The organism is Microbacterium sp. NPDC012755 (assembly GCF_042901325.1).
GTDB classification, from domain to species: domain Bacteria; phylum Actinomycetota; class Actinomycetes; order Actinomycetales; family Microbacteriaceae; genus Microbacterium; species Microbacterium natoriense.
In genome coordinates this window covers 3,330,853-3,347,518 of record NZ_JBIBCT010000001.1, presented here as the reverse complement: position 1 = coordinate 3,347,518, position 16,666 = coordinate 3,330,853, and the positions used below count along the sequence as shown (strand labels likewise).

The window sequence follows — 16,666 nt, the reverse complement described above, 5'->3', positions numbered from 1 at the left end:
GTCGAACGTCGGATGACGCGTGTCGTCTCGATCGCTGCGCTCCCTCGCTCGACGACCCGGGGGTGATCGTTCGTCGCCCGGAGGAACATCGACCGACGTGTCAGCGCCCGGTGTCCGAGGGCTTGATGATCGGGATCATGCCGGTCTCTGCGGCGACCTTGCGGCGGTACAGGCGGCGCTGCTCCGGCAGGGACACGTCGAAGCTCACCGCGAGGATGCGGATCACCGCGGTCACGATGATGCCGATGATCGCGGCGAGCGTGATCGGCATGTGGAACAGGTTCGCGACGACGATGAACGTGCAGCCGGCGCCGGCCGCGACGGCGTAGAGAGAGCCGACGTGCATGATCGCGGTCGGCAGTCCCATCAGCATGTCGCGGAGCACGCCGCCGCCGACCGCCGCGCACACTCCGATGAAGACGGCGGGCACCGGGGGGATGCCGAAGGCGATGGCCTTGCTCGTGCCGAAGGCGCCGAACATGCCGATGACCACTGCGTCGAGAACGACGATCACGGTGTTGATGCGGTTGAAGACCCCGGCGAGGAGCATCCCGAACAGGGAGGCGCCCGTGGCCGTGACCAGATACCAGTTGTCGTGCAGCGTCGCGGGCGGCTGACCGAGCAGGATGTCGCGGATGAGGCCGCCGCCCATGCCGATCATGATGCCGATGATCGCGACGCCCAGCCAGTCGAGTCGGCGCTGACCCTGGAAACCGGAGGCGAACATCGCCCCCTGCACGCCGCCGAGGCCGACGCCGAGGAGGTCCGCCCACAGCGGAATGGTGAAGAGCGGTTCGGTCACCCGTCCATTGTCGCTCACGGAGGATAATCGAACCGTGCCGACCTACCGAGACGAAGCGGTGATCCTGCGCACCCACAAGCTGGGTGAGGCGGACCGCATCGTCACCATGCTCTCGAGGCGCCACGGCAAGATCCGCGCCGTGGCCAAGGGGGTCAGACGCACGTCGTCGAAGTTCGGCTCCCGCCTGGAGCCGTTCATGGTCGCCGATGTGCAGCTGTACCAGGGACGCTCTCTCGACATCGTGCAGCAGGCCGAGTCGCTCGGGGCGTACGGAGCCGACATCGCCGCGCACTACGACCGGTTCACGTCGGCCAACGCGATGGTCGAGACCGCCGACAGGCTGAGCGACTCGGAGGCGACGCCCGAGCAGTACCTCCTGCTCGTCGGAGGACTCCGCGCCCTCTCACGGGGCGAGCATGCACCGCGCAGCATCCTGGACTCCTATCTGCTGCGGGTGATGGCGCTGTCCGGCTGGGCTCCGTCGCTGGGGGACTGCGCCAGATGCGGCGACCCCGGCCCGCACACGCACTTCGTCGGGCAGCTCGGCGGGTCGGTGTGCACGAACGACGCTCCGGCGGGCAGCCCACGGATCGCCGAGCGCACGCTCGCCCTCCTGCGGTCGCTGATGGCAGGGGAGTGGGAGCTCATCGATGCGGCATCGCCGGTCGAGACCTCCGCGGCTTCCGGACTGATCGCCGCCTACGCCCAGTGGCACCTCGAGCGCGGCATCCGCTCGCTCGCGCACGTGATCGACGCCCCCCGAGAAGGAGCACGGTGAGCCCGAAGCCATTCACCCACAAGGATGCCGTGGCGTACCGCCCGCTCGACTGGACCGGGGTGCACCCGCCCGCCTTCCCCGCGGTCCCCGCTCATGTGGCGATCGTCATGGACGGCAACGGCCGCTGGGCCAACCGCCGCGGCCTGAACCGCATCGAAGGGCACAAGGCCGGTGAGGAGGTCCTGCTCGACGTCGTCGCCGGCGCCATCCAGGCAGGGGTGAAGCACCTCTCGGTCTACGCCTTCTCCACCGAGAACTGGGCGCGCTCTCCCGAAGAGGTGCGCTTCCTCATGGGATACAACCGCGATGTGCTGCACCGGCGCCGCGACCAGCTCAACGAGTGGGGCGTGCGGGTGCGCTGGGCCGGTCGCAAGCCGCGGCTGTGGGGCAGCGTGATCAAGGAGCTGCAGTACGCCGAGCAGCTCACCCGTGGCAACGACACCCTGACGCTGACCATGTGCGTGAACTACGGCGGGCGCGTCGAGATCGTCGATGCGATGCGGTCCATCGCGGCAGAGGTCGCCGCGGGGCGGGTCAAGCCGAACGCGATCAGCGAGAAGATGATCCGCAGGCACCTGTACGTCCCCGACATGCCCGATGTCGACCTGTTCCTGCGGAGCTCGGGGGAGCAGCGCACGTCGAACTTCCTGCTCTGGGAGTCCGCGTACGCCGAGATGGTCTTCCTCGACACCCTGTGGCCCGACTTCTCCCGCGAAGAGCTCTGGCGCGCGATCGGCATCTACCTGTCGCGCGACCGGAGGTTCGGCGGAGCGATCGACACTCCCGATCAGGCCTGAGAGCGCATCCAGCGCTCGGCCTCGCGCGGATGCCGCAGCCGCACGATAGAGAGATGCGGGAAGCGCTCGCGCTTCAACGGCATCTGTTGTTCCCAGTAGAACCGTGTTGTGGTCTGCCACTTGAGAATGTTCTCGGAGGGATCTCGCGTAGTCAGCAGCCGGTGGAGCGGCTTCTCGACGTTCCCGTTGTACATCTCGGTACGGCGGATGCTGCGACTCAGCGTGCGCCGGAGCAGGCGACCGCGCACGACGGGCCAGGGGTAGTCGAGCCAGATTGCGAGCTGCGCGCGCGGCGTCATGATCTCATCCGTGCCCTTGCTGGTGTACTGCCATTCGGTGATCCAGCGCTCTTCGGCCGCGAACGTCCGCACGTCGTCGAGGAACGACGGCCGCGGCGTCCACTCCGGTCCGTGGAACAGCGCATCGATCTCGATGTGGCGCAGATCCCAGGCGGCGCCGATGCGTGCGGCGAGGGTCGTCTTGCCCGACCCTGAGACGCCGGCGATGAGAATCCGCTCCGGTCGGAACGGCAGAGGATCATCGGCGGAGAGCATCCGAGAATCCTAATCCGGAATAGCCCATTGGTGCATGCGGTTGGATAGGGATGTGACTGAACCCATCTCGATCGACATCTGGTCCGACATCGCCTGCCCGTGGTGCTACATCGGCAAGCGCAATCTCGAGAAGGGCCTCGAGGCCGTCTCCGGCGACGAGGACGCCCCGCAGGTGAACATCACGTTCCACTCCTTCGAGCTGTCTCCCGACACCCCGGTCGACTTCCACGGCGACGAGATCGACTTCCTCGCCGGCCACAAGGGGATGCCGCGCGCACAGGTCGAGCAGATGCTCTCCCACGTCACCGGCGTCGCGCAGAACGCCGGACTCGAGTACCGCTTCGATCTGCTGCAGCACACGAACACGGTGAAGGCGCACGAGCTGCTGCACCATGCGAAGGCGGAGGGCCTCCAGCACGAGATGGAGGAGCGACTGATGTCGGCGTACTTCACCGAGGGCAAGCACGTCGGACGGGTCGACGACCTCGTCGAGCTCGCCGTCGAGGTCGGTCTGGACGCCGACGCCACTCGACAGGTGCTCGAGTCCGCGCAGTACCTCCCCGCCGTTCGGCAGGATCAGGCGCAGGCGCAGGCCTATGGCATCCAGGGCGTGCCGTTCTTCGTGATCGACGGCCAGTACGGCATCTCCGGAGCGCAGCCGCCCGCCGCCTTCGAGAACGTGCTCCGCGACCTGTGGGCGAAGCGCGGCGAAGACGAGTCGGAGCCCGCCGCGGTCTAGCGGGTCAGCGCCGCCTCGATGGCACCGACGATGGCGGGGTCATCGGGCTTCTGCTTCGGGCGGAAGCGCTGCACGGATCCGTCCGGCAGCACGAGGAACTTCTCGAAGTTCCACTCGACGCGGCCGGCCTTTCCACCGGCATCGGGCGTCTCCTTGAGCTCCTTGTAGAGGTCGGCGGCGTTCTTGCCGTTGACCTTGACCTTGTCGGCGATGGGGAAGGTGACGCCGTACGTCGTGGAGCAGAACTCGAGGATCTGATCGACCGACCCCGGCTCCTGGCCGAAGAACTGGTTGCACGGGAAGCCGACGACGCTGAATCCCCGGTCGCCGTAGAGGCGCTGGAGCTCTTCGAGCTGCTCGTACTGCGGCGTGAGGCCGCACTTGGACGCCACGTTCACCACGAGGACGACGTCGGCGCCGAGATCGTCGAGCGTCTTCTCCGCTCCCTGAGCGTCGACGAAGGGGATGCTGCGCACTGCGGAATCGGTCATATCCACAGCTTAGGTCGGTGCGCCGCCATGGGCGCCGGGTCTGGGAGAATAGAAAGGTCATGACTGTCGCCACCGCCCCCGCCCGCCCGCTCCGCATCGGACCGATCGACCTCGACGTGCCCGTCGTGCTCGCGCCCATGGCGGGCATCACGAACACCGCCTTCCGCAGGCTCTGCCGCGAGTACGGCGCCGGTCTGTACGTGAGCGAGATGATCACGTCGCGCGCGCTCGTCGAGCGCAACGAGAGCACGATGAGACTGATCCGCCATCACGAGTCGGAGACCCCGCGGTCGATCCAGCTCTACGGCGTCGACCCGAAGACCATCGCCGACGCCGTGCGCATCATCGTCGCCGAGGACCACGCCGATCACATCGACCTGAACTTCGGCTGCCCCGTGCCCAAGGTGACCCGCCGCGGCGGCGGCGCCGCGCTGCCGTGGAAGAACCGTCTGTTCGCCGACATCGTCACCCAGGCCGTGAAGGCGGCGGGCGACATCCCGCTCACCGTGAAGATGCGCAAGGGCATCGACCACGACCACCTCACCTTCATCGAGGCGGGGCGCGCCGCCGAGGACGCGGGAGCGGCAGCCGTCGCCCTGCACGCCAGGACCGCGGGGGAGTACTACTCCGGCAACGCCGACTGGAACGCGATCGGCGAGCTCAAGCAGGCGGTGACCAGCATCCCCGTGCTCGGCAACGGCGACATCTGGTCGGCCGACGATGCGGTGCGGATGATGGCGCAGACCGACTGCGACGGCGTCGTGGTCGGGCGCGGCTGCCTCGGACGCCCGTGGCTCTTCGGCGAGCTCGCTGCGGCCTTCGGCGCCGAGACGCAGCCCGTCGATGCGACGCTCGGCTTCGTCGCCGACGCCTTCCGGCGTCACGCGGAGCTGCTCGTGGAGTTCTTCGACGACGAGGACCACGGATGCCGTGATGTCCGCAAGCACGTCGCCTGGTACTTCAAGGGGTACCCGGTCGGCGGAGACATCCGCACCGGCCTCGCGATGGCGTCGAGCCTGCAGAACATCGACGACCTGCTCGGACAGCTCGATCGCGACGCCCCCTACCCTGGAGCGGACGCCGAGGGCCAGCGCGGCCGGGCGGGTCGGCCGAAGCGCACGGCCCTGCCCGACAAGTGGCTCGAGTCGCGCGAGATCGCCGAGTCGACGTCGGAGATGATGCGAGGAGCGGAGATCGAGAACAGTGGCGGCTGACCAGCGGATCTCGGGCTACGACGCACGCGACGCGGAGCGCTTCTTCGCGGAGACCCACCGATCGGAGCGCGACGACTTCGCCCGAGACAGGGCTCGTGTGCTGCACTCCGCCGCGCTGCGCCGTCTTGCGGCGAAGACGCAGGTTCTGAGTCCGGCGAGCACCGCCGACTTCGCCCGGAACCGGCTGACGCACTCCCTCGAGGTGGCCCAGGTCGGACGCGAGCTCGCCACGGCGCTCGGGGTGTCCGCCGACGTCGTCGACACCGCCTGCCTGAGCCACGACCTCGGCCACCCGCCCTTCGGCCACAACGGGGAGCGGGCCCTGAACGACTGGGCGGAGAACATCGGCGGGTTCGAGGGCAACGCGCAGTCGCTCCGCATCCTGACCCGCCTCGAGGCGAAGGTCCTCGATGATCACGATCGCTCCGTCGGGCTCAACCTCACCAGGGCGAGCCTCGACGCGACCTGCAAGTACCCGTGGACGGTCGATAGCCCGGTCCCCGATCCGGGCGGGCGGCTGAAGTTCGGCGTCTACCCCGAGGACGAGGCCGTGTTCCGCTGGATGCGCGAGGGCGCACCGGGGCGCCTTCGCTGCATCGAGGCCGAGATCATGGACCTCTCCGACGACATCGGCTACTCGGTGCACGACTTCGAGGATGCGATCGTCAACGGGTACGTCGACGTCGCGCAGCTGTCGGACCCGCGCGAGCACGAGGCGCTCATCGACCGCATCCAGCAGTGGGTCGGCTACGACTTCACCAGGGACGAGCTCGCAGACGGCCTCTACCGTCTGGCGAGCCAGCCGATGTGGCTGACGTCGTTCGACCGCTCCCGTCAGGATCTGGCGCGCCTCAAGAACCTGACCAGCGACTTCATCGGGCGGTTCGCGCGCGCCTCCGTGTCGGCCACCAGGGAGGCCTACGCCGGTCCCGTCCTGGTGCGCTACAACGCTCATGTCGTGGTGCCGCGAGTGGTCGAGACCGAGATCGCCGTGCTCAAGGGCATCATGGGTCAGGCCATCGTCACGATCGATGCGCGCAAGGGCGTCTACAAGGAGCAGCGTCGGGTGCTGAAGCGCCTCGCAGACGCTCTGTGGTCGACCGATGCGCTGTGGTCGGCGGGGGAGGACGTGCTCGAGCCCGCGTTCGCCGCGGACTTCCTCGATGCGACGACGGATGCCGAGCGCGCTCGCGTCATCGTCGACCAGATCGCCAGCCTCACGGATCAGAGCGCGATCGACTGGCACAACCGCCTCGTCGGCGAGATCGATCCCGCAGAGGTGGGCATCTGGAATCCGCGGAACGCCCGGCCGGGCGCGCGTCGCGCGGCATCGGCCGACCGGCATCCCGCATCCGCCGAGGTGCGCTGATGCCCCGCATCCGCCAGGCCGACGTCGACGAGGTGAAGGCGCGCACGAACATCGCCGACATCGTCGGCGAGCGCGTCGCGCTGAAGTCGGCGGGTGTCGGATCGCTCAAGGGGCTGTGCCCCTTCCACGACGAGAAGAGCCCGAGCTTCCATGTCCGGCCCCAGGTCGGCTACTACCACTGCTTCGGATGCGGCGAGTCGGGAGACGTCTACTCGTTCCTGCGCGAGATGGATCACGTCAGCTTCACGGAGGCCGTCGAGAGGCTCGCCGGCCGCATCGGCTACACGCTGCACTACGAAGACGGGGGCGCCGCTCCCGAGACGAGCGGTCGGGCGCGGCTGTACGCGGCGAACACCGCCGCCGCAGAGTTCTTCCGCTCGCAGCTGCTGTCTCCCGATGCCGAGGCCGGACGTCGTTTCCTCGGCGAGCGGGGGTTCGATGCGGGGGCTGCCGCGCACTTCGGCGTCGGCTTCGCCCCGCGCGGCTGGGACGGCATGCTGAAGGCGCTCACCGCGCAGGGGTTCACCCGGGAGGAGCTCAGCACCGCTGGACTCGTCTCGACGGGCCAGCGCGGAGTGTACGACCGCTTCCGCGGGCGCCTCGTGTGGCCGATCCGCGACGTCTCAGGGCAGACGATCGGCTTCGGAGCGCGCAAGCTGTTCGACGACGACCAGGGGCCGAAGTACCTCAACACCCCGGAGACGCCGATCTACAAGAAGGCGCAGGTGCTGTACGGTCTCGATCTCGCCAAGAAGGACATCGCGCGCGGCGACCCCCGGCGGGTGGTGGTCGTCGAGGGGTACACGGATGTGATGGCCTGCCATCTCGCCGGCCTCACGACCGCGATCGCCACCTGCGGCACGGCGTTCGGCACCGATCACATCAAGGTGCTGCGACGGGTCATGGGAGACGACAACGCCTCGGGCGAGGTGGTCTTCACCTTCGACGGCGACGAGGCGGGGCAGAAGGCGGCGCTTCGGGCCTTCACCGAAGACGACCGCTTCAACGCGCAGACCTTCGTGGCGGTCGCGCCCGACGGGCTCGACCCCTGCGATCTGCGTCTGCAGAGGGGGGATGCGGCCGTCCGCACCCTCATGGACGCCAAGGTGCCGATGTTCGAGTTCGCTCTCGACCGTAAGCTCGCAGGCTTCGATCTCGGTACGGTCGAGGGGAGGGTGGGCGCGCTCAGGGCCGCTGCGCCGATCGTCGCAGAGATCAGGGATCGGCTGCTGCGCCCCGGATATGAGCGCGTGCTCGCCCGACGCCTCGGCATGGATCCGACCGAGGTGCACAACGAGGTCGAGCGGGCAGCACGCGGCGGCTCGCACTCCGCGCCGTCGCGACCGGAGCCGGTGCCCATCGATCCCGCAACGGGGGCCCCGGGGATCGTTCCGGTGACGCTCGCGAGCCTTCCTCGCACCGCCGACGTCGCCGTGGAGCGCGACGCGATGATGGGCGTGCTCCAGTACGGACATCAGATCGATCAGGCGTTGCTGTCCCGCGCGCTCATCGCGCCGTTCCGCACCCCGGGACTCGATGCCGTGCGGGAGGCCGTGGCATCCGCACCCGACCGCACGCGCGCGGGCTGGGTGACCGACGCGGTCAACGCGGTGCGCGAGCCCTACCGGTCTCTCGCGGGGGAGCTGCTCATGACGCCGTTCCCCGCTCGCGACGAGGCCGGGGCCGTGGCGTCGGCGACCGATCTCGCGCGTCGGCTCATCCTCCGCAGCCTCGAGCACGAGAAGCAGGAGCTCCTGGGGGCCGTGCAGCGCGTCCCCGCCGACTCCGATGGAGGGCGCGCCCTGCGCATGAGGCTTCGCGACATCGACGTGGAGCGTCAGCGGTTCACCGAGTCGTAACAGGGGGCGCCCCTCGGCGCAGGGCAGGATGGAGGCATGTCCCGAAGGCCCGACTCCACCACCGCGATCGACTGCTCGGACCTGGTGATCGACCGGGCCGGCCACGGTGCGCCGACCAGGGCTGTCGACGGGGTGACCTTCTCGCTCGCCCCCGGTGAGCTGATCTGCGTCGCGGGCCCCACCGGCTCCGGCAAGTCCTCGCTCGTGCTCGCCCTCGCAGGATCCACCGATCCGTCCGTCCGCGTGGTCGGCGGAAGCGCCCACGTCTGCGGAGTGGATGTGCGCCGTCCAGGACGCAAGCACCGGATTCTCACCTACCGCACGGGTTTCGTGCCGCAGGGAGCCGGTGCCGACCTGCCGCCGCGGCTCACCGTGCAGGAGGTGATCGCCGAGCCGATCCTGATCCGCGAGAAGCGCGTGAACACCAAGGCGCTCTCGATCCGCGTGGCCACCCTGCTCGACGAGATGCACCTGCCGCTCGGCACGGCCGCGAAGTTCCCCTACGAGCTGAGCGCCGGTATGCGGCAGCGGGTCGCGATCGCACGCTCCTTCGTGCTCGAGCCGAGGGTGCTGATCGCGGACGAGATCCTCGCCAACCTCGATCTCGAGGTGCGCCCCGTGGTCTTCGACGCCATCACCCGTCGTCGCAAGGAACAGGGCATGGGTGCGCTGCTGGTGACGAACGACGCCGACTTCATCCGCGAGCTGAACGCCGAGACCCTGATGCTGCGCAGCGGCCATGTCGTCGCCAGGGGAGTCGGAAAGGACCTGCTCTGGGCGCCCAACGCCGAGGCGGATTCGCAGTCCTGAACGGCGCTGGATGCGACACGCCCGAGTCGTCGTCCGTGTCACGAGCACGCCGAAGTCTTTGCTAAGCTTGTCGAGTTGCCCGCTCAGCGGAGCACATTCCTCGGTAGCTCAATTGGCAGAGCAGCCGGCTGTTAACCGGCAGGTTCTTGGTTCGAGTCCAAGCCGGGGAGCCAAGACCCCTGGCCTTCGCATGAAGGCCAGGGGTTCTCCTTTTCACCACAGCCGATGAAAGCCGGAGCGGATGACTCGATCCACGCAGTTCGCGCAACTCGGCGCGCTGCTGCTCGAGGCGGGATTCTCCGCCACCGACACTCGCGACGCGCTGGAGGAGATCCGTGCGCGTCGGGCCCCGGAGCAGGAGCTCGCCTTCGCTGTGCTCCCCGAAGCGGTGTTCGTGTCGCCCGCGGAGGGGTCGGAGGGATCGATCCTCCGCATGTCCTTGGCATCGTCCCTGTCGACGAGGCAGTCCGCGATGGTGAGCCGGATGATGCACCGTCTCCGTGACGGTGAGATCTCGCTGGAGCGGGCGCTCGGGGCCGAGCAGGACCGCATCCGCGCAGCCTGGATGCGCAAGCCGCTGCTGCGTTGGGTCGTCGGCAATGCGCTCCTCGCCGGCGGACTCGCGGTGCTGTTCCGCTGCCCCTGGTGGGCGGTCGTCGTGTCGACGCTCGTCGCGGCGCTCATGGGCGCTGTCGCCGTCCTGCTGCGCCGCATCCGTCCGGCTGCGGCGATCGTGCCGTTCGTCATCGCGTTGCTGTCGACCGTGCTCGTCAGCGAATCGGCGTCGATGCTGGGCTATACGACCGTGCCCCTCTTCGCCGTCTGCGCGCCGATCGCGATCCTCGTACCGGGGGCCATGATCACGAACGCCCTGCTCGAACTCACCTCGGCCGACGTCGTCACGGGCGCGTCGCGTCTCGTCTACGGCGTCGTGCAACTCGGATTCATGGCGGCGGGAGTCGCGGCGGGCAGCGCCTGGATCGGTCTCGAGATCGATCAGGACTCGGCCTTCCTGCTCGCCGATGTCGCGGGGATCATCAGCGCCGACCCGGCCTGGGCGTCCCTGCCCTCGACCATCTTCAGCTGGATCGGCGTCGCGGCCGTCGCGATCGGCATCAGTCTCGCGTTCGGCGCCGGGTACCGGCTCACCGCGGTCAGCATCGCCGCGATGGGGGTCGCGTACGCGCTTCTCATCGGGTTGGCGCCGTTCTGGGGGAGCACGGTGGCGACCGGTGCCACGGCAGCGGTGCTCTTCGTGATCGCCAGGCTGGTCGAGCGCTCCTCGTTCGCGATCCCCGCGACGATCACCTTCCAGCCGGCGTTCCTCCTGCTCGTGCCGGGAACCGTCGGACTCGTGGCGATCACCTCGTTCGACATCGACCCCGTCGCCGCGGCGCTGGCGATCTTCGCGAGCCTCTGCATCGGGACGAAGCTCGGTTCGATCATCGTCGACACGCACTGGTGGCGGCTGTTCCTGCGGCCGTGACCGGCGGGCGGACAAGAGCTTCTCTTCCCCGCTGGGCTCAACACGGAGGCGGAGCGGACGCATCAACCGCGCGGTGTCCGCACCCATCATGGACTTCGAGTCCGGGACGGTCGCCGTGAACAAGCCTCACATGCAGAAGGGGACTCGATGGATATCGAGCCCCCTTCCGTGTGTTCTGGCGTGCGTCAGCGAGCGGCACCCTTGAGGGAGACGCTGATCTGACCCGCAGGATCGGAGATCACACACTGCACGACCCGATCGTTCATCTGGTCCCAGGTCTGCTGAGTCGGGGTGATGGGATAGACATCGAGAGTCGTTGCATCCCACGCCACGCCGACGAAGCTGGTGAAGGCGTCTCCGGTGCAGTTCTGGACCGAAGCGTCGTCGATGGCCTCTGCGGAGTACTCGCCGTCCTCCATCTTGAACTCGTGGTAGACCTCTTCGTCATGCGGTTCGGTGCAGGGAACCACGTCGACATCCTCAAGGAGCCCGCTGGGCGCAGAGAGCATGCAGTCGCCGACCTTCAGCGCGAAGATGCCGATGTTGGAGCTCTCGGTGACCTGACCGGTCTTGTCGTCGCGGTCTGCGTCGGCCTTGCCGCTCCCCAGGATGCTGTTCAGTGCGCTGCAGCCGGTCAGTGCGAACGAGAGCGCCGCCGCCGATCCGACGAGAGCCAGCGCGTGTCGCGTGCGCAGTTTCATGTTTGTTCCCCTCCAGGACTGTGGTGAGCGGGCACAGAAGAGTCCCGCCTCAGGAAACGCTATCCGTCCCGGAGTCTGTGATGCAACTCGAAAACCCCTTTGATCAGGCTGAGAGTCTCAGCCCTCGAGATCGTCGACGCCCGGCATCCAGCTGGCGCCGGGGCGACCCCATCCGCGTTTGCGGGCGATCTTCTGCGCGGTCTTCCAGTCTCCGTCCGACAGGCGATCCACGTAGAGGATGCCGTCGAGGTGGTCGAACTCGTGCTGCATGATGCGCGCGCGCCAGCCGTCGACGGCGATCGCGACGGGAGCGCCGTCGAGGTCCGTCCCGGTCACCTGCACCCGCTCGGAGCGGCGCAGCGGGAACCGCTCGCCGGGGAAGGAGAGGCAGCCCTCCGACTCCAGATCGGGGTCGGGGTCGCCGGGTTCGAGCGGGGTCATCCACAGCTCGGGGTTGATGATGACGCCACGCCACGGCTGATCGTCGTCGTCGACGTAGGCGTAGGTGTAGATGCGCAGCGGCACGCCGACCTGAGGGGCGGCGAGTCCCACGCCGGGCGCAGTGTCCATCGTCTCGAACATGTCGGCGACGAGCGTGCGGATCTCGTCGGTGATCGCCTCGACGGCGGAAGCGGGAGAGTGCAGGACGGGATCGCCCATGATGCGAATCGGAAGTACAGCCACGCCATAACCATACTGGGCGCACATCGCCGGGTAGGGTCGTAGGGTGAGCATCTCCGTATGGATGAGTGGGGCGGATGTCGGCGACCAGCTCGTCGGCGTCTTCCAGAATCCGCGACTCCTCCTGGGCATCCCGCTCGCCCTCGCGGGCGCCGTCTTCATGTCCCTCGGCGCGCAGTATCAGCACCGTGGGGTGGAGAAGGTCGAGCAGCTCAGCGGCGCGGACGGCGCGACCGGGCTGAGTCTCGACCAGATCAGAAGACTGCTGACGCGTCCGTCCTGGATCATCGGCACGCTCATGCTCGGACTGGCCATCGTGTGCCAGCTCGCCGCGCTCTCCCAGGCGCCGCTGATCGTGGTGCAGCCGCTCGGCGCGATCGCCCTCGTGATCACGACCCTGCTCAACGCCAGGGTCTCCGGACACACGCCGACGAGGCAGTCCATCACCGCGATCGTCTGCTGCGTCGGCGGCATCTTCCTCTTCGTCTCCTTCGCCGCGATCTTCGCGGCGGAGAAACCCATCAGCGACATCGAGCTCTTCACGATCCTGGCGATCCTGCTCGTCGTGATCATCGTGCTCGGCGCCTGCTGGCTCGTGCTGCGACACCGCATGCGGGCTCTTTTCTACGTCATCGGCGCCGGCATCCTCTACGGCTTCGTGGCCACCCTCGCCAAAGCGGTCATCAATCGCATCGAGGCCGGCAACTTCGAGTGGATCACCCTCGTGTGCGTGATCGCCCTGATCGCGGCATCCGCCGTCGGCGCGTACTTCGTGCAGACCGCGTACAGCTCCGGTCCGCCCGACCTCGTCATCGCCGGTCTCACGGTGGTCGACCCGCTGATCGCGGTGCTCATCGGAATGCTCGTGCTCGGCGAAGCGGCGGCGGCGCCCGGCTGGGTGCTCGTGATCTTCGGGGTCGCCGGCGCCATCGCGGTGTGGGGCGTGGTCGGTCTCGCCCGGTACCACCCGCAGGTTCTCAGCGAGAGTCAGGAACTCGGCATCCCGCGGGGGAGCGAAGGCGCCACAGGAGCGGACGAGCAGAAGTAGGAGCTCTCCGCGCACTCGGACTCCACGACCGTCACGACCGTCGAGGTCCGGGTTCGCGTCCGATCAGTACGCGGGGTCGATGAGGTCGGGGGAGACCTCGGAGGCAGCAGCCTCGTCGACGAAGAAGATCGTCCGCTTGCGCCCCTTGGCACCCGCTGCGGGCACGCTGGTGTAGCTGGCGCCCGCGAGGGCCAGACCGAGCGCGGAGGCCTTGTCGGCGCCCGTGAGCACGAGCCAGACGCGCTTGGAGGAGTTCAGCACCGGTCGGGTGAGCGTGACGCGCTCCGGCGGAGGCTTGGGGGAGTCGCGCACGGGCAGGGCTGCGGCATCCGTCACCGTGACCTCCGGGCGGTCCGGGAAGAGCGAGGCGATGTGGCCGTCGGGTCCGACGCCCAGGAAGCACACCGCGAACGACGGCCACGGATTCTCATCGGTTCCGAACCGCGCGAGCTCCGCCGCGTACGCGGTTGCCGCCTCGTCGAGGGTGAGGCCGCTGTCGGATGCCGCGATCTCGTGGACGTTCTCGACGGGGACCGGGATGCTGTCCAGGAGAGCCGCTCGGGACTGCACGGCATTGCGGTCGGCGTGAGCACGGAGCACGAAGCGTTCGTCGCCCCACCAGAAGTGGACGAGAGACCAGTCGATGTCGGCCGACCGCGGATTCTCCGCCGTCGCGCGCAGCACCGCACCGCCCATCGAACCGCCCGTGAGGGCGATGTGGGCGATCCGGCCGTTGCGCGTGCGTGCTCGCAACCGAGCGATGAACCGGTCGGCCACCCGCGCCGCGACGGCGGCGGGGGTGGGTTCGACGACGACCCGCTTCTCTGCGGACGCTGTCTGCATCGACATCATTCTCCTGTCTCGGGCGGACCCAGCTTCTCCCAGCCCTCGGTGATGACTCGACCGTACAGGACATCGGGGTCGAGGCGACGCAGCTCCTCGGCGAGGCACTCCCTGAGCGTGCGGCGCGGCAGGTGGAGGTCGTGGTCGGGCTGCTCGGGCTGCGTGAGCACGGCGATGCCCGGGGTCGGACGCTCCAGCAGGATGTCACCGTCTGCACGGGTGAGCCGCACCGACTTGATGCCCTCCTGCCAGTGCTCAGGGTCCTCGTACGACCAGCGCACCGGCACGTCGAGCGCCATCTGCAGCCAGGCCGCGAGCAGCGCGGTCGAGGGCGAAGCGACGGCGCCGCGCACCTCGACGTCCGTCACCTCGAGGTACGGAGGCTGATCGAGCACGGCGGCGAGCTGCTCGCGCCAGTGCGTGAGCCGGGTCCAGGCCAGATCCGTGTCTCCGGGGGCGTGCGTCTCGCCGAGCAGGGCGAGTCGGTCGCGCACGTCGGGGGAGGTCGCGGCATCCGTGATGCGGCGCTGGGCGATCCTGCCGAGCGGTGAGGTCGCGGGGGAGACGGGCGCCTCTTCCGGCCACCAGGCCACCACCGGGGCGTCGGGGAGGAGGAGGCCGGTGATGAGGCTCTCCTCGTTGCTCGCCGCATCGCCGTAGGCGCGCAGCACGACGACCTCGCTGGCTCCGGCGTCTCCGCCGACGCGGATCTGGGCGTCGAGTCGCGACTCGCCACCACCGGTGGTGAGCACGATGACGCGCATCGGGTGCTCGCGTGATGCGTCGTTGGCCGCGTCGATGGCGGCCTCCGCGACGCCGTTCCGCGCCGAGATGACCAGGGTGAGCACGCGGCCGAGAGCGACGACGCCGCCCTCCTCACGGGCCTTGACGAGGTTCTTCGCGACCTGGCTGACGGTCGTGTCGGGAAGGTCGATGATCACGGGCGTCTCCAGACTCGTCCGTCGCGGGCCAACAGGGCATCAGCGGATGCCGGGCCCCACGATCCGGGTGCATACTGCTCGACGGGGCCGCCCTCGGCAGCCCAGTACTCCTCGACCGGGTCGAGGATCTTCCATGAGAGCTCGACCTCCTCGTGCCGCGGGAACAGCGGCGGATCGCCCAGCAGGACGTCGAGGATCAGGCGCTCGTAGGCCTCGGGGCTCGCCTCGGTGAAGGCGTGCCCGTAGCCGAAGTCCATCGTCACGTCGCGGACGTTCGTGCCGTTGCCCGGCACCTTCGAGCCGAACCGGATGGTCACGCCCTCATCGGGCTGCACGCGGATCACGAGCGCGTTCTGACCGAGCTCCGACGTGTTGCTGCGCCCGAACAGGTGCTCCGGTGCGCGCTTGAAGACGACCGCGACCTCGGTCACCCGTCGGCCGAGCCGCTTGCCGGTGCGCAGGTAGAACGGCACCCCCGACCAGCGGCGGGTGTCGATCTCCAGCTTGATGGCCGCGTAGGTCTCCGTCGCCGACTCGGGGTTCATCCCCTCCTCGTCGAGGAAGCCGGTGACCTTCTCGCCGCCCTGCCACCCGCCGGCGTACTGCCCGCGTGCGGTCGCCAGGGCGAGGTCGTCCGGGACGTGCACCGCCGCGAGGACCTTCTCCTTCTCGGCACGCAGGTGCTCCGCGGACAGGCTGATCGGCTCTTCCATCGCGGTGAGGGCGAGAAGCTGCAGCAGGTGGTTCTGGATGACGTCACGGGCCGCGCCGACGCCGTCGTAGTAGCCGGCGCGGCCGCCGACGCCGATGTCCTCGGCCATCGTGATCTGCACGTGGTCGACGTAGTTGCGGTTCCAGATCGGCTCGTACAGCTCGTTGGCGAAGCGCAGCGCCAGGATGTTCTGGACCGTCTCCTTGCCGAGGTAGTGGTCGATGCGGAAGATCGAGTCCGCGGAGAACGCCACCTCGAGGGCCTTGTTCAGCTCGCGAGCGGACTCGAGGTCGTGCCCGAAGGGCTTCTCGATCACGACCCGGCGCCAGCGGTCCTCTCCCTCGTCGTCTCCGACGAGGCCCGAGTCCTTGAGCTGCTGCGCGACGACCGCGAACGACTTCGGCGGGATCGACAGGTAGAACGCGTGGTTGCCCATCGTGCCCCGCTCCACGTCGAGCTGATCCACCGTCTCACGGAGCTTGCGGAACGACTCGGGGTTGTCGAACTCGCCGGACACGAAGCGGATGCCCTGGAGCAGTTGCGTCCAGGTCTCCTCGCGGAAGGGGGTTCGCGCGTGCTGCTTGACCGCGTCGTACACGACCTGCGCGAAGTCCTGATCCTCCCAGTCCCTTCGGGCGAATCCGACGAGCGCGAAGCCCGGCGGGAGCAGGCCCCGGTTGGCGAGGTCGTAGACCGCGGGCATGAGCTTCTTGCGCGACAGATCGCCGGTCACTCCGAAGATCACCAGGGCGCTGGGCCCGGCGATCCTGTTGAGACGGCGATCATCGGGGTCGCGCAGCGGGTTGTGCCCGCGCGAGATGGGAACAGACATCGGTGGGGG

General features: G+C 68.6%; 17 protein-coding genes and 1 tRNA gene. 10 read left to right on the top strand and 8 right to left on the bottom strand.

The annotated features are described in order from the left end of the window. Positions 1–100: 100 nt before the first annotated feature. Positions 101–802, bottom strand: coding sequence for a trimeric intracellular cation channel family protein (locus ACFY5A_RS15670; RefSeq protein ID WP_105672964.1), 702 nt, complete (start codon positions 800–802; stop codon positions 101–103). 34 nt (positions 803–836) lie between these two features. On the opposite strand from ACFY5A_RS15670, the gene recO reads away from it, so the two are divergent. Both recO and ACFY5A_RS15660 read left to right on the top strand, forming a co-directional pair. After that, positions 837–1,580, top strand: coding sequence for a DNA repair protein RecO (recO, locus tag ACFY5A_RS15665; protein WP_341941990.1), 744 nt, complete (start codon positions 837–839; stop codon positions 1,578–1,580). Then, positions 1,577–2,377 carry an isoprenyl transferase gene (locus ACFY5A_RS15660; RefSeq protein WP_105672966.1) on the top strand — a complete coding sequence of 267 codons (801 nt, stop codon included), beginning with the start codon at positions 1,577–1,579 and terminating at the stop codon, positions 2,375–2,377. The genes recO and ACFY5A_RS15660 overlap by 4 nt, the downstream gene beginning before the upstream one ends. On the opposite strand, the gene ACFY5A_RS15655 is transcribed toward ACFY5A_RS15660, so the two are convergent. After that, positions 2,368–2,931, bottom strand: a complete 564-nt coding sequence (locus ACFY5A_RS15655; RefSeq protein WP_341941991.1) for an AAA family ATPase — start codon at positions 2,929–2,931, stop codon at positions 2,368–2,370. The two genes, ACFY5A_RS15660 and ACFY5A_RS15655, sit on opposite strands and share 10 nt — an antisense overlap. A 52-nt stretch (positions 2,932–2,983) precedes the next feature. On the opposite strand from ACFY5A_RS15655, the gene ACFY5A_RS15650 reads away from it, so the two are divergent. Beyond that, positions 2,984–3,670 carry a DsbA family oxidoreductase gene (locus tag ACFY5A_RS15650; protein ID WP_341941992.1) on the top strand — a complete coding sequence of 229 codons (687 nt, stop codon included), beginning with the start codon at positions 2,984–2,986 and terminating at the stop codon, positions 3,668–3,670. Here the strand turns inward: ACFY5A_RS15650 and ACFY5A_RS15645 are convergent. Further along, the gene (locus ACFY5A_RS15645) at positions 3,667–4,161 is read right to left on the bottom strand and encodes a glutathione peroxidase (RefSeq protein WP_105672969.1); all 495 of its coding nucleotides are present in this window, start codon (positions 4,159–4,161) and stop codon (positions 3,667–3,669) included. The two genes, ACFY5A_RS15650 and ACFY5A_RS15645, sit on opposite strands and share 4 nt — an antisense overlap. A gap of 59 nt (positions 4,162–4,220) precedes the next feature. On the opposite strand from ACFY5A_RS15645, the gene dusB reads away from it, so the two are divergent. The 6 genes from dusB (at position 4,221) to ACFY5A_RS15615 (ending at position 10,899) form a co-directional block, all read left to right on the top strand. Beyond that, entirely contained in the window at positions 4,221–5,375 is a 1,155-nt protein-coding gene (gene dusB / locus ACFY5A_RS15640; RefSeq protein ID WP_105672970.1) for a tRNA dihydrouridine synthase DusB, read from the top strand. Beyond that, on the top strand, positions 5,365–6,744 hold the full coding sequence (locus ACFY5A_RS15635; protein WP_341941993.1) for a deoxyguanosinetriphosphate triphosphohydrolase: 1,380 nt from the start codon (positions 5,365–5,367) through the stop codon (positions 6,742–6,744). Before dusB ends, ACFY5A_RS15635 begins: the two co-directional genes overlap by 11 nt. Further along, entirely contained in the window at positions 6,744–8,603 is a 1,860-nt protein-coding gene (dnaG, locus tag ACFY5A_RS15630) for a DNA primase (protein ID WP_341941994.1), read from the top strand. Before ACFY5A_RS15635 ends, dnaG begins: the two co-directional genes overlap by 1 nt. A gap of 36 nt (positions 8,604–8,639) precedes the next feature. Beyond that, on the top strand, positions 8,640–9,413 hold the full coding sequence (locus ACFY5A_RS15625) for an ATP-binding cassette domain-containing protein (protein WP_105672973.1): 774 nt from the start codon (positions 8,640–8,642) through the stop codon (positions 9,411–9,413). Positions 9,414–9,510: 97 nt separating this feature from the next. Continuing rightward, positions 9,511–9,586 (top strand) — tRNA-Asn (locus ACFY5A_RS15620). Between the two features lie 68 nt (positions 9,587–9,654). Then, positions 9,655–10,899 (top strand): threonine/serine exporter family protein, encoded by a 1,245-nt coding sequence (locus ACFY5A_RS15615; RefSeq protein WP_341941995.1) that lies wholly within the window; start codon positions 9,655–9,657, stop codon positions 10,897–10,899. Between the two features lie 185 nt (positions 10,900–11,084). On the opposite strand, the gene ACFY5A_RS15610 is transcribed toward ACFY5A_RS15615, so the two are convergent. Both ACFY5A_RS15610 and def read right to left on the bottom strand, forming a co-directional pair. Beyond that, positions 11,085–11,600 (bottom strand): septum formation family protein, encoded by a 516-nt coding sequence (locus ACFY5A_RS15610; RefSeq protein ID WP_387235342.1) that lies wholly within the window; start codon positions 11,598–11,600, stop codon positions 11,085–11,087. A 117-nt stretch (positions 11,601–11,717) separates the two neighbouring features. Continuing rightward, positions 11,718–12,284 (bottom strand): peptide deformylase, encoded by a 567-nt coding sequence (gene def, locus ACFY5A_RS15605; protein WP_341941998.1) that lies wholly within the window; start codon positions 12,282–12,284, stop codon positions 11,718–11,720. A gap of 61 nt (positions 12,285–12,345) precedes the next feature. Between def and ACFY5A_RS15600 the strand changes: the two genes are divergently transcribed. Further along, positions 12,346–13,329, top strand: a complete 984-nt coding sequence (locus ACFY5A_RS15600) for a DMT family transporter (RefSeq protein WP_341942570.1) — start codon at positions 12,346–12,348, stop codon at positions 13,327–13,329. 63 nt (positions 13,330–13,392) lie between these two features. On the opposite strand, the gene pgl is transcribed toward ACFY5A_RS15600, so the two are convergent. Genes pgl through zwf form a run of 3 tightly spaced genes read right to left on the bottom strand, consistent with a single transcriptional unit; the run spans position 13,393 to position 16,657 of the window. Beyond that, on the bottom strand, positions 13,393–14,181 hold the full coding sequence (gene pgl, locus ACFY5A_RS15595; RefSeq protein ID WP_387235339.1) for a 6-phosphogluconolactonase: 789 nt from the start codon (positions 14,179–14,181) through the stop codon (positions 13,393–13,395). Next, a complete protein-coding gene (locus ACFY5A_RS15590; protein WP_387235336.1) occupies positions 14,178–15,113 on the bottom strand; it encodes a glucose-6-phosphate dehydrogenase assembly protein OpcA in 936 nt (311 codons plus the stop codon). Before ACFY5A_RS15590 ends, pgl begins: the two co-directional genes overlap by 4 nt. Beyond that, positions 15,110–16,657 (bottom strand): glucose-6-phosphate dehydrogenase, encoded by a 1,548-nt coding sequence (gene zwf, locus ACFY5A_RS15585; protein WP_105672979.1) that lies wholly within the window; start codon positions 16,655–16,657, stop codon positions 15,110–15,112. The genes ACFY5A_RS15590 and zwf overlap by 4 nt, the downstream gene beginning before the upstream one ends. Between the last annotated feature and the right edge of the window lie 9 nt (positions 16,658–16,666).

Coding starts and splice junctions, on each gene's coding strand:
- ACFY5A_RS15600 (WP_341942570.1), top strand. CDS start 12,346: ATGAGTGGGGCGGATGTCGGCGACCAGCTCGTCGGCGTCTTCCAGAAT.
- ACFY5A_RS15610 (WP_387235342.1), bottom strand. CDS start 11,600: ATGAAACTGCGCACGCGACACGCGCTGGCTCTCGTCGGATCGGCGGCG.
- ACFY5A_RS15615 (WP_341941995.1), top strand. CDS start 9,655: ATGACTCGATCCACGCAGTTCGCGCAACTCGGCGCGCTGCTGCTCGAG.
- zwf (WP_105672979.1), bottom strand. CDS start 16,657: ATGTCTGTTCCCATCTCGCGCGGGCACAACCCGCTGCGCGACCCCGAT.
- dnaG (WP_341941994.1), top strand. CDS start 6,744: ATGCCCCGCATCCGCCAGGCCGACGTCGACGAGGTGAAGGCGCGCACG.
- pgl (WP_387235339.1), bottom strand. CDS start 14,181: ATGATGTCGATGCAGACAGCGTCCGCAGAGAAGCGGGTCGTCGTCGAA.
- ACFY5A_RS15655 (WP_341941991.1), bottom strand. CDS start 2,931: ATGCTCTCCGCCGATGATCCTCTGCCGTTCCGACCGGAGCGGATTCTC.
- dusB (WP_105672970.1), top strand. CDS start 4,221: ATGACTGTCGCCACCGCCCCCGCCCGCCCGCTCCGCATCGGACCGATC.
- ACFY5A_RS15645 (WP_105672969.1), bottom strand. CDS start 4,161: ATGACCGATTCCGCAGTGCGCAGCATCCCCTTCGTCGACGCTCAGGGA.
- ACFY5A_RS15625 (WP_105672973.1), top strand. CDS start 8,640: ATGTCCCGAAGGCCCGACTCCACCACCGCGATCGACTGCTCGGACCTG.